This is a genomic window from Labrys neptuniae (assembly GCF_040797145.1).
GTDB lineage: Bacteria > Pseudomonadota > Alphaproteobacteria > Rhizobiales > Labraceae > Labrys > Labrys neptuniae.
The window spans coordinates 86,261-96,498 of record NZ_JBFNQD010000016.1; the positions used below are offsets into that span (position 1 = coordinate 86,261).

General features: G+C 64.3%; 13 protein-coding genes. 6 read left to right on the forward strand and 7 right to left on the reverse strand.

What is annotated here, in order from left to right; all coding sequences use genetic code 11:
• Window positions 1-110: 110 nt before the first annotated feature.
• Window positions 111-1,682, reverse strand: a complete 1,572-nt coding sequence (locus ABXS05_RS29255) for an FGGY-family carbohydrate kinase (protein WP_367626301.1) — start codon at window positions 1,680-1,682, stop codon at window positions 111-113.
• 100 nt (window positions 1,683-1,782) lie between these two features.
• A complete protein-coding gene (locus ABXS05_RS29260; protein WP_367626302.1) occupies window positions 1,783-2,826 on the reverse strand; it encodes an LLM class flavin-dependent oxidoreductase in 1,044 nt (347 codons plus the stop codon).
• A gap of 121 nt (window positions 2,827-2,947) precedes the next feature.
• On the opposite strand from ABXS05_RS29260, the gene ABXS05_RS29265 reads away from it, so the two are divergent.
• Entirely contained in the window at window positions 2,948-3,415 is a 468-nt protein-coding gene (locus ABXS05_RS29265; RefSeq protein ID WP_367626303.1) for a winged helix-turn-helix transcriptional regulator, read from the forward strand.
• On the opposite strand, the gene ABXS05_RS29270 is transcribed toward ABXS05_RS29265, so the two are convergent.
• The 3 genes from ABXS05_RS29270 to ABXS05_RS29280 form a co-directional block, all read right to left on the reverse strand.
• Window positions 3,387-3,896 carry a hypothetical protein gene (locus ABXS05_RS29270; protein ID WP_149251843.1) on the reverse strand — a complete coding sequence of 170 codons (510 nt, stop codon included), beginning with the start codon at window positions 3,894-3,896 and terminating at the stop codon, window positions 3,387-3,389. The two genes, ABXS05_RS29265 and ABXS05_RS29270, sit on opposite strands and share 29 nt — an antisense overlap.
• Window positions 3,897-4,005: 109 nt before the next feature.
• A complete protein-coding gene (msrB, locus tag ABXS05_RS29275) occupies window positions 4,006-4,482 on the reverse strand; it encodes a peptide-methionine (R)-S-oxide reductase MsrB (RefSeq protein ID WP_367626304.1) in 477 nt (158 codons plus the stop codon).
• A 121-nt stretch (window positions 4,483-4,603) separates the two neighbouring features.
• The gene (locus ABXS05_RS29280; RefSeq protein WP_367626305.1) at window positions 4,604-5,920 is read right to left on the reverse strand and encodes a S41 family peptidase; all 1,317 of its coding nucleotides are present in this window, start codon (window positions 5,918-5,920) and stop codon (window positions 4,604-4,606) included.
• A 315-nt stretch (window positions 5,921-6,235) separates the two neighbouring features.
• Here ABXS05_RS29280 and ABXS05_RS29285 point away from each other — a divergent pair, with 315 nt between their 5' ends.
• From ABXS05_RS29285 to ABXS05_RS29300, 4 genes are all read left to right on the forward strand, one after another.
• Entirely contained in the window at window positions 6,236-6,601 is a 366-nt protein-coding gene (locus ABXS05_RS29285) for a Rap1a/Tai family immunity protein (protein ID WP_311944673.1), read from the forward strand.
• Between the two features lie 252 nt (window positions 6,602-6,853).
• A complete protein-coding gene (locus ABXS05_RS29290) occupies window positions 6,854-7,180 on the forward strand; it encodes an ArsR/SmtB family transcription factor (protein ID WP_367626306.1) in 327 nt (108 codons plus the stop codon).
• The gene (locus tag ABXS05_RS29295) at window positions 7,177-7,608 is read left to right on the forward strand and encodes an SRPBCC family protein (protein WP_367626307.1); all 432 of its coding nucleotides are present in this window, start codon (window positions 7,177-7,179) and stop codon (window positions 7,606-7,608) included. Before ABXS05_RS29290 ends, ABXS05_RS29295 begins: the two co-directional genes overlap by 4 nt.
• A 51-nt stretch (window positions 7,609-7,659) precedes the next feature.
• Window positions 7,660-7,872, forward strand: a complete 213-nt coding sequence (locus tag ABXS05_RS29300; RefSeq protein ID WP_311944669.1) for a hypothetical protein — start codon at window positions 7,660-7,662, stop codon at window positions 7,870-7,872.
• A 28-nt stretch (window positions 7,873-7,900) separates the two neighbouring features.
• Here ABXS05_RS29300 and ABXS05_RS29305 read toward each other — a convergent pair whose 3' ends face one another.
• Together ABXS05_RS29305 and rocF are read right to left on the reverse strand one after the other, a co-directional pair.
• A complete protein-coding gene (locus tag ABXS05_RS29305) occupies window positions 7,901-8,314 on the reverse strand; it encodes an ACT domain-containing protein (protein ID WP_367626308.1) in 414 nt (137 codons plus the stop codon).
• A gap of 120 nt (window positions 8,315-8,434) precedes the next feature.
• A complete protein-coding gene (gene rocF, locus ABXS05_RS29310) occupies window positions 8,435-9,370 on the reverse strand; it encodes an arginase (protein WP_311944667.1) in 936 nt (311 codons plus the stop codon).
• A 125-nt stretch (window positions 9,371-9,495) separates the two neighbouring features.
• On the opposite strand from rocF, the gene ABXS05_RS29315 reads away from it, so the two are divergent.
• On the forward strand, window positions 9,496-9,933 hold the full coding sequence (locus ABXS05_RS29315; RefSeq protein ID WP_068294636.1) for an Lrp/AsnC family transcriptional regulator: 438 nt from the start codon (window positions 9,496-9,498) through the stop codon (window positions 9,931-9,933).
• The last annotated feature ends 305 nt before the right edge of the window (window positions 9,934-10,238 follow it).

Here is a 10,238-nt window from a genome sequence, read left to right on the forward strand (position 1 = left end):
GGCGCTCTCTTCTCGACGATGGCCTTTCCATCGCAGGAAGCGGATTAATGCATCATCGCTGAATGATTGCAAATATATTTTGCCTGTTTTCAGGCATAACGGCGCCGCCGCTAAGGGAGCTGTTGGATATTACCGATCCGGTTGAGCGCATGCATGGCCGTTCGCAGCGAAGCATCACCTGCCAGGGCGGCGTAGCTGCGATAGAGATCGGCATAGACGGATGCGGCCCGGGCGTCCGGCCGATAGGTCCTGAACGCCCGGGCGCCGAACCTCGCGCCGCCATCGGGATAATCGGCGACGACCCCGGCCGCGATGGCGCCATGGATGGCGGCACCCACCGCGGTGGGATTGTCGATTTCGGGCACCTCGACCGCGCGCGCGAAGACATCGGCCATGATCTGCACCAGCAGGGGATTGTTACGGGCAAGGCCGCTCGACAGGATCAGGCGGTCGATGGGAAAGCCTCCGGCGATGAAGAGATCCTGGATGCTGCGCGCACCATAGGCGAGCGACTCCAGCAGAGCCCTGTAGATGCCAGCCGCCGTCGTGCCCGTGGTCAAGCCGAGGAGCAGGCCGCTCAGGCCGGAATCGGCCAGAGGCACGCGGTTGCCGCTCCACCAGTCGAGTGCCAGGAGATGGTTGGCGCCCGGTGCAAGACCAGCCGCCTCTTCATTGTAGAGCCTGAAATTTTCAGCCGCATCCCCAGCGCGCGGGAAGGTCTTGACGAACCAGGCGAGCGTATCGCCAAAGCCGGCCTGGCCCGATTCATAGCACCATAGGTCACGCATCGACCCATCGAAGGCCACGCCCTCGATGCCCTGGGGCAAGGGCCGGAATTCGCGGCCGAGCATCAGATAGACGGCGGAGGTGCCGAGAGCTCCGACGAGGCAGCCATCGCTGACGCCGCCGACCGCCGGCAGCACGACATGGGAATCGATCACCGCCACGGCAACGGCCGCCTGCCCGCGAATGCCGGTACGCTCACGCCAGGCGGCCGACAGGCCCCCCGCCGAGCTGCCGGCGCGCCGGGGCGGCCTCAGGCGGTCGGCCAGACCCTCGACGATGCCATCGGGATAGCCCGCCCCATCGGCATATTGCGCCTTGTAGGCGGCAAAGCCGAGGCTGCGTGTCTCACGCCCGGTCAATTGCCAGACGAGCCAGTCACCCGCCTCGATGAAACGCCCCGTCTCCTGCCACAGTCGCGGCGCCTCCTGCGCCAGTTGCGCCGCCTTGGCCAGCAGCCACTCGGCCGAGAGCTTGCCGCCGAAATTATCGAGGAAGGCCCCGCCCCGCGCATTGATGGCCTCGGCCTGGGCCTGGGCGGCACCATGCTTCCACAATTTCACATAGGCGTGCGGCTCCTGCGGGTGGAGGCGCGAGAGCGGCACGCCCTCCGCCGTGGCCGGCAGCGGCGAACTGGCGGTGAAGCCGAGGCCGATGCCTTCGACTTGCCTGTCCCGGCCGAGGGCCGACAGGATGGCCTGGGCCGCCTCGATATAATCGTCGGCGTTCTGGAGCGCCCAGAGCGGCGGCAAGGCCGGTCCCTCGGGCAGGCGGGTCATCACGCCATGGCGATAGGGCACCGCGTGGCTGGCGACCTGCTTGCCGCTCTCGACATCGACGAGCACGCCACGCGCCGATTCCGTGCCATAGTCGAGGCCGATCAGATAGCGACGTGTCATGGCTGCGCCTTTCCCACTTGTGCAGGCTCAGCTTAGGCGCCATTGCCAGCAAAGCAACACTTTTGTCTATTTTCAGGCAAAAGTGTTGCTTCATGCCGCCTCATGCCGGTACGGGAGCCAGCGCCTTCCGGACAGCCGGGGCAACCACGGTGCCGAAGAGCTCGATCGATTTCATCATCTTGGCATGGGGAATACTGCCCATGGAGAACTTGATCAGGAAGCGCTGGTGCCGGAACAATTCATGCTCGGCCAGGATCTTGTCGATCACGGCACTGGGATCGCCGACGAAATCGGACCCTTGCGGGGCGCGCGAGGCTTCGAACTGCGCCCGGCTCAGCGGCGACCAGCCGCGTTCGCGGCCGATGCGGCCCATGACATCGACATAATAGGGGAAGATCTCGTCCGCCGCCCTGTCGCCGTCCTCGCCGATATAGCCATGCGAATTGATGCTGACCGGCAACCTGGCCGGATCATGCCCAGCCCGGCGCGCCGCCTCGCGATAGAGATCGACCAGCGGCTTGAAACGCGCCGGCTCCCCGCCGATGATGGCAAGCGCCATCGGCAGACCGAGCGTGCCGGCGCGGATCACCGATTGGGGATTGCCGCCAACGCCGACCCAGACCGGCAAAGGCTGCTGGACCGGACGCGGATAGATGCTCTGGCGGTCGAGCGACGCACGATGCTCGCCCTGCCAGCTCAGCGTGGTCTGCTCGCGGATCTTCAAGAGCAGGTCCAGCTTCTCGGCGAACAGGCTGTCGTAATCCTTGAGGTCGTAGCCGAACAGCGGGAAGGACTCGATGAAGGAGCCCCGCCCCGCCAGGATCTCGGCCCGCCCGCCCGACAGAAGGTCCACGGTCGAGAATTCCTGGAACACGCGCACCGGATCGTCCGAGCTGAGCACAGTGACGGCGCTGGTGAGGCGGATGCGCTTGGTGCGCATGGCCGCCGCCGCCAGCAGTACGGCGGGGGTGGAAGCGGCGAAGTCGGGACGGTGATGCTCGCCGATGCCGAAGACGTCGAGGCCGATCTGGTCGGCAAGCTCGACCTCCTCCATCAGATTGGCAATGCGCTCCTGAGCACTGATGACGGTGCCGGTGGCGGGATCCGCGGTGGTTTCCGCGAAGGTGTACAGGCCGAGTTCCATAGGTGTCGCGCCTCACCGGGAACGAAGCGTCCCGGAGTTCTCCAGGTTGAAATTTTCTGGTTACAAAACGTAACTGAGGCTAAATATGGTACAGGCATGTGAGGCACAAGGAGGCACATTCATGGCCGTAGGTGACATGGGTGTAACCGGCCTGAACGAGGACAAGGACAACCTGACCGAGAGCTGCCGGCCGGTCACCGAGATCCTGTCCCGTATCGGTGACAAATGGAGCATCCTGATCGTGATGGCACTGAGCCAGGGGCCTTTGCGTTTCAGCGAGATCAAGCGCCGGATCGACGGCATCTCGCAGCGCATGCTGACGCTCACGCTGCGAGGGCTGGAACGCGACGGCCTCATCAGCCGCAGCGTGACGCCCAGCATTCCGCCGCGCGTCGACTATGAGCTCACCGAACTTGGCCATTCGCTGCGCATGCCGGTGAACGCCCTCGGCCAATGGGCCTTCGCCAACCGCGCCGCCATCCTCGAGGCACGGTCGGCATTCGACCGGACCTGTCCGGTCCAGCGGGCGACCATACGGGATGGGCAGCGCCCCCCGGCAGCTACTCGGCCGGCGCCACGGCGAGCTTGATGGTCTGTGCCTTCACGCCGCTGATCTGCAACGAAACCGGGCCCGGTGCCAGATTGAAGCGCACGCTCTTGCGCAGGCCCGTGCAGGCTTTCTGGCCGGTCGCCGCCGAATATTTCACCGTGGCCCCGGCCTGGACGACATCGATCCAGCCCTCATCCGAAAGCGTGACCTGATAGAGGCCTGCCTTTTCGATCGGCGGCAGGGTCAGCAACGCCCCATAGGTGCCCGTCGCCGGCTTGCGCCCGGTCGTGACGGGAAATTTGAGATCCGCCACCGGGCTGAGCTGCAGGTCGGCGGCCCCGTCCACCTTGGCCAGCGCAGCGCCCGAAGCCAGTGCGGGCGGCGAAGCCTGGAACCAGCCCTGTTCGCGCGTCAGCGACCATTTGAACGGCTTGCAGGGCGTCGTCTCGGCCAGGACGGGCCCGGTTTGCAGGGCAATCAGCGCTATCAGGGCGAGGCCAGCGCGGCTGAAGGTAGGCATTGCGCAATCTCTCCGAAAGGAAGGAATGCGCGATCATACCTTGGTGCGCGCTAGAAACAAGAACAATTCACGAACAAAATACGGCCCGTTTCTTTTCAAAAGCAATTTATCAAGCCGTGCCCGGCAAGAAAGCCAAAGCCAGCCCATTGATGCAGTAGCGCAGCCCCGTCGGCTTCGGACCATCGTCGAAGACATGGCCGAGATGCCCCTCGCAGCGGGCGCAGGCAACCGCGGTCCTGGTCATGCCGAGGCTGGTGTCCCGGCTGGTGCGCACCGACCGACCGATCGGCGCCCAGTAGCTCGGCCAGCCTGTGCCGCTGTCATATTTGGTCCGGGAGGAGAACAGGGCCGTGCCACAGCCCGCGCAGGTGAAGCGCCCCGCCCGCTGCTCATGCAGCAAAGAACTGGTGAAGGCCGGTTCGGTGCCGGCTCCCCGCAGAATGGCAAACCGGGCTGGCGTCAGACGCCGGCGCCATTCCGCCTCGCTGAGCGTGAGGCGAGCAGGCCCCGCCGCGGCCGCTTGCGCGAAGGCGAAGCTCGCACCTCCCAGCAGGACCAGGCCCAGGAAATCGCGGCGTGTCGGCATGGGCAGGTCTCCTCGCAGGATGGTGGCTTGGCCTCTCCTCCATCCTACGACAACCGAGCCCGCCTTGTTACCGATCCGCTTCTCGCTCCGACGCGGCCAATCGCCCGAAAACCGCCAGGGCTCATCGTGCGAGCTCGAGCGCCTTGGCGAGCACGGGATCGCGCCCGGCGGCATAGTCGGCAAAAGTGACGTCGACGGCAATGTCGGGCGCCAGCGAGATGCCGCGCGGACCGAACGCCACCGTCGCCCAATAGCAATTGCGCGTATCCGTGCACCCCTTCTCGTAATCCTCGAACTGGTCGCTGTACCGCACCGCGATCTTCGAATGGGGCAGCGTCATCTTCCGGCCCTCAGCCCAGAACTGGCCTGCATCGCCCATGGGCTCGCCGATGAACACCACCTTGTCGCCTCCGGCCCCCTTGATCATGGCAGCGGTGACGATGCCGGCGGAAAAGGTCGCCCGGCTCACCAGCACGAATATATGCCCATCCTCGGGCAGGAGACGTGGCAGGGCCTGGGCGAACAGGATCGTATTGAAGAAATCGCCGCCATTGTTCAGGCGCAGGTCGACGATGACATGCTTGGGTTTGTGCGCGAGGATCTCGTCCCTGACGATGGCGGAGAGCTTCTGGACGAGCGGCGTATCGTCGATGCTCGCGACGGTATCGTTGCGGATATAGAGCGTGTTGTTTGAAGGCGTCATCATGAAGGCCTTGACGTCGCCACGCTTGCTGTAGAGCGGCGAAGGATCGCCCTTGCCATCGAGAATATGCGGCCAGCGCTCCGGCAGATCCCTCGGATCCGGGATCAGGACGGAATAGCCCCGATTCAGTCCGGATCTGCGCTCGTCACCCGGATCCGCCGCGACGGGTTCGAGGCGCGGCGTTTGCGTGCTGCCATCCGCCAACCGCACCGTGAAGGGGATGGCGGAGGCGCTATCCGCCGCACCGATCTTCTTCAGGATCCGTGGATTGACCAGGTAGCCTGGAGCAAGGAAGCGCCTGCGCTGGCGCACGCCGGCCAGGTAAGGCTCGACCTGCTGCAAGGCTTGCTCCGCCGGCAGCGCACCGATCCTGTCGATGCGGGCACCGAGCAGATGGGCATAGGCCGGATGGGTCTTGACGACGAACAGCCCGTCGGCGAACCACCAGGCGCGGACTGGCAGGTCAGCGCCGAGATAGGCAGCGACATTAGCGTTAGTGTGCCCATTGCCGGCAAGTGCGACAGCTCCCATGACGTCCAGGGCAAAATCTTCCGGCGTGAGCTTGTCAGCCGCAGCCGCGATTTCCTCGATCCGGCGGTTGAAGGCCTGACGCTGCTCTTCGCTGAAACTCTTGTCGAGCGGTGCCCAACGCTCCTTCAGGAAGGCAAGATCTTCCCGCAACTGCTGCGGCTGCAGCTCGATATCGCTGGCATGGCTCGCCATCGGCGCAAACATAGGCGTCGCCACGACCAAAAAGGCGAGAAATCGTTTGGTGCTTGAAATGAACATGGCTTCCCCAGCGGACAAGCGCACTTGCGTGCGTGGTCGGAGAACACAAGTCTATACGATCGGAGGAATTCGTTTTGTATTGTTTTACTATGGAATTCACGAATGATCTCTGCGATCTTCGCACCGTGAAGAGTGTCCCAGCGCCGGCAGTTGCCACGGTACGCGCCGGGCCTGACCATACCGCGCGGTGGGTTCGGATTGACCATGCCGCCCCGCAAATGCCAGTTTGCCAGGACAAGCTGGCACATCGAGGATTTCCCCATGGTGAGAAAATTCCTGCTTTCGGCCCTTTGCTTGACCGGCCTCTGCTTGCCTGTGGCCGCCGAAACCCTGCCGAACAGCGGCGACTATTATCGCGCCGCCTGCCGCAGCCTGGCGGCCAATACCGGGCCGACACCGAGTGAACTCGTACTTCCTTCCCTGGGCTGCGCGATCGAGATCGAGGATCTTGCCTCGATGGGCCGCCTGCTGACGTCGAACAGCCGTATCTGCAAGCCGGTCGACGTCTCGGTCGCGCAGACGGCAACCGTCGTCTCTGCCTTCCTCGACGCCCATCCAGACCGGCTCAAGGAGCCCTTCGTGGTCCTCGCCACCACGGCCCTGCAGGAGAAGTGGCCCTGCTCCTGACGCTTGCGGCGCCGGGATAGCGCACCGCCGGGCGACATCTCCGGCGGCAGCGGCAATCTGCACTCCCCGCTTCCTCGCCGTTTTGACCGCATCTGCTTCGCGAAAAGCCGATCCGCTTTTCCGGATAATGCCCTGTGTGACCCCGTTAGAGCCATGTCGCGGACTGATGACGGCTGCGCCCTTTGCTGCAGAGTTGACAAATTCATAACTACTGAGCTATGGATCAAATCCATAACTGAGGAGTTATTGATTTTGACGCCGCTCTCCCCCGACCTCCTGTTCAGAACGCTTGCCGATCCGACCCGGCGAGCGATCTTCGAGCGCCTGTGCCGCAAGGGAGAGCAGACGGTCGGGGCTCTCACGACCCATGCCCGGGTCTCGCAGCCGGCTGTCTCGAAGCATCTGGCCATGCTGAAACAGGCCGGGCTGGTCCGCGACCGCCATGAGGGCCGGCAGACCCATTATTGCGCACAACTCGGCGCCCTCGGCCCTCTGATCGACTGGGCAAGCCAGATGACGCAATTCTGGGAAGCCCGGTTCGACGATCTCGAAGATTTGCTGAACAGGATGGACCAATGACCAACAGCGAGAGCGAAACCCGTACCGTCATCGTCGAACGCGAGATTCGGCATCCGCCCGAAAAGCTCTGGCGCGCCCTCACCCAGCCTCATCTGATCGAGGAGTGGCTGATGAAGAACGATTTCGATCCGGTGGTCGGCCACCGCTTCAATCTGCGCGGCGAATGGGGCGGCGTGCTCGACTGCGAGGTCCTCACCGTCGAGCCGCACCGGACCTTGTCCTATAGCTGGAATTTCAGCCATGAGGATCCCGCCTACGATCTGAAGAGCGTGGTGACCTTCACGCTCACGCCCAGCAGCACCGGCACGCATCTGCGCATGGAGCAGGCAGGCTTCCGGCCGACCCAGCGGCAGGCCTATGGCGGCGCCAAGGCCGGATGGCAGCAATTCCTCGCCAATCTGGAAAAGGTCGTGGCGGAGCTGAATTAAGCTCCGGCCCCACTGCGGCATAACGACTCGATACTCACAAGGGAGGCTGCATTGAACTTCAACGCCCTGATCCGGCAGACCCATCGCTGGCTGTCCATCGCCTTCACGGTGACCGTGATTGCCAATTTCGTTGCCATGGCACTGGGTGAACCACCGGCCTTGGTGGTCTATGCGCCCCTGCTGCCGCTCTTCCTGCTGCTGTTCAGCGGCCTCTATATGTTCGTGCTGCCCTATGCCAACAGAGCAAGGCGCGTTCGGGACTGAACGCCTGGGCGGCGCATAAGCTGGCGCCTCAGCTTGCAGCCTGCCGCTGTGCGGCCTCGAGGACGGCGACGGCGCGCTCGGCCATCCCGGCGGGAACGAAGGCGTGGTCGTGGTGAAAGGCCGCGACCATGTTGCAGGGAATCCCAACCGCCGCCAGGGCGGACGCCACGGCGGCCGTCAGCCCGACGCCGTCTAGCGCGGAGAAGACCTCCAACTTGATGCGCTTCATCGCCAGGGCGGTATCGAAGCCGAAGGTGGCGGCAACCTCCACCGGCAGGATCAAGGTGACGCCTTCCTCTTCCCGGAAGAAGGACAGCGCCTGCCCGGCAGCAGCCTCGATCACGGCCGGCGAGGTTGTGGTGCAGAAGACGAAGGCCCCTTCCTTGAGGCGCGGCGTCATGCCCGCAATCATGGCCCTGGTGTCACGAACGCTCTGTGGCATGCCGCCTCCTCCGATCATCCGCCGCTGCGCTGACATGGCGGCGGCAGATCCCTCTTCCCAACGCCACGATTGCAGGTCTGGCTTCCCAGATGCAATGACAGGTTAGGCCGTTTAGGCCGTTTAGGCCGTGCCCGCGCGCGTCGGCCGATCCATCACCCGCCGCCCCATCAGGCTGGCAACGAGATCGACCATGAGCAGGGCCGTGCGGCCGCGCTCGTCGAGGAAGGGGTTGAGCTCGACGAGATCGAGGCTGGTGGCGAGGCCGCTGTCATGCAGCATCTCCATGATCAGATGCGCCTCGCGGAAGGTCGCACCGCCCGGCACCGTGGTGCCGACGCCCGGCGCAATGCCGGGATCGAGGAAGTCGACGTCGAGGCTGACATGCAGCACGCCGTTCGCCTCCGCCACGCGCTTGAGAAAGGCCTGCAGCAGCGGGCCGACGCCATGCTCGTCGATGGCGCGCATGTCATGCACGGTGACGCCTGCGGCGGTCAGGGCCGTGCGCTCGGCCGGATCGACGCTGCGAATGCCGATCATGCAGATGTTCTCGGGATTCACTGGCGCGGCCAGCGGCGGGAAATAGCCCTCGAAGCCGGGCCGGCCGGTGGCATAGGCCACCGGGCAGCCATGCAGATTGCCACTTACCGTCGAGTCCAGCGTGTGAAAATCGGGATGGGCATCGAGCCAGAGCACGAAGAAGGGCCGGCCCGTTTCGGCGGCTCGCCGGCTGAAACCACTGAGCGTGCCGGCAGCCAGGCCATGATCGCCGCCGAGGATGATCGGCATGCCCTCGGCACCGAGACGATAGGAAGCCTCGGCGAGGGCTTCGGTCCAGGCCACCACTTCAGGCAGATGCTTTATGGCCTGGTTGGGGTGACCGAGCGGGCGCTGGGGTGCGGGAGCAAGGTTGCCGCGATCCTCGACGCTGTGGCCGAGTTCCTGCAAGGCGCCAGCCAGGCCTGCGGCCCGGAAGCCGCCGGGGCCCATATCGCAGCCAAGCCGTCCCGTGCCTTCCTGCAGCGGCACACCCAGCAAGATACAATGTTTCGAAGTCATGCGAGCCTCTTGAAATCCGGCGGCAGTCTATCGCCCAGGCTTGGCGGTATGAACGATGCAATTTGGCAAAGAGCTCAATATCCCTTATCGAATTGCTATAAACTTATGATCAGTTCGGCAAACGCATGGATGACATCGACCGCCAGCTCCTCACCCTGCTGCGCCACAATGGCCGGCGCAGCATTTCCGATCTCGCCGGCGAGCTAGGCCTGTCGCGCGCCACGGTGCGGGCACGCATCGAGCGCATGGAAGCCCAGGGCGACATCATCGGCTACACCGTGATCCTCAAGGCCGACGCGATCGCCATGCCGGTGCGCGGCATCGTGATGATCGAGGTGGAAGGACGGGCCGCGGACCGGGTCATCGACGTCCTCGGCGGCTTTCCCGAGGTCAGCGCAGTGCACACCACCAATGGCCGCTGGGACATCGTGGTGGAGTTCGCCACCCTTAATCTCAGCGATCTCGACGCTGTCCTGCGCCGCATCCGCCTGATCCAGGGCGTTACTGCTTCCGAAACCCACCTGCTGCTCGCCACGCCGCGCAGCACGCAGGCGAGACTCTAAAGCGTTTTGCGATTTGGTGGAATCATCCAGAATCGCAAAGACGCGTCGGAACAAGGAGTTAGAGCAAACAAGCGTTCACGCCTGAACGCGTTTTGCTCTAGGAGCCGCCGTTTCCTGCTCCCGCATCCTCGTCATCCGGACGGATGCGGCGCCCAGCAGCACCCTTCCATCGGGACCCCATGCGTGTTTCAGTAGGGAGCGCGGGTCCTGCCATCATCAGGGTCTCGGCTCATCCACGCCGGCCATCTACATGGCGGGACCGGCCAGCAATGATGCTGGCCTAAGCGTTTGCAGCGTATGGTCTT

What these genes read in the sequence shown, in the direction of transcription:
- ABXS05_RS29255 (WP_367626301.1), bottom strand. Translation starts at nt 1,682, where the DNA reads ATGACACGTCGCTATCTGATCGGCCTCGACTATGGCACGGAATCGGCG.
- ABXS05_RS29260 (WP_367626302.1), bottom strand. Translation starts at nt 2,826, where the DNA reads ATGGAACTCGGCCTGTACACCTTCGCGGAAACCACCGCGGATCCCGCC.
- ABXS05_RS29265 (WP_367626303.1), top strand. Translation starts at nt 2,948, where the DNA reads ATGGCCGTAGGTGACATGGGTGTAACCGGCCTGAACGAGGACAAGGAC.
- ABXS05_RS29270 (WP_149251843.1), bottom strand. Translation starts at nt 3,896, where the DNA reads ATGCCTACCTTCAGCCGCGCTGGCCTCGCCCTGATAGCGCTGATTGCC.
- msrB (WP_367626304.1), bottom strand. Translation starts at nt 4,482, where the DNA reads ATGCCGACACGCCGCGATTTCCTGGGCCTGGTCCTGCTGGGAGGTGCG.
- ABXS05_RS29280 (WP_367626305.1), bottom strand. Translation starts at nt 5,920, where the DNA reads ATGTTTGCGCCGATGGCGAGCCATGCCAGCGATATCGAGCTGCAGCCG.
- ABXS05_RS29285 (WP_311944673.1), top strand. Translation starts at nt 6,236, where the DNA reads ATGGTGAGAAAATTCCTGCTTTCGGCCCTTTGCTTGACCGGCCTCTGC.
- ABXS05_RS29295 (WP_367626307.1), top strand. Translation starts at nt 7,177, where the DNA reads ATGACCAACAGCGAGAGCGAAACCCGTACCGTCATCGTCGAACGCGAG.
- ABXS05_RS29305 (WP_367626308.1), bottom strand. Translation starts at nt 8,314, where the DNA reads ATGCCACAGAGCGTTCGTGACACCAGGGCCATGATTGCGGGCATGACG.
- rocF (WP_311944667.1), bottom strand. Translation starts at nt 9,370, where the DNA reads ATGACTTCGAAACATTGTATCTTGCTGGGTGTGCCGCTGCAGGAAGGC.
- ABXS05_RS29315 (WP_068294636.1), top strand. Translation starts at nt 9,496, where the DNA reads ATGGATGACATCGACCGCCAGCTCCTCACCCTGCTGCGCCACAATGGC.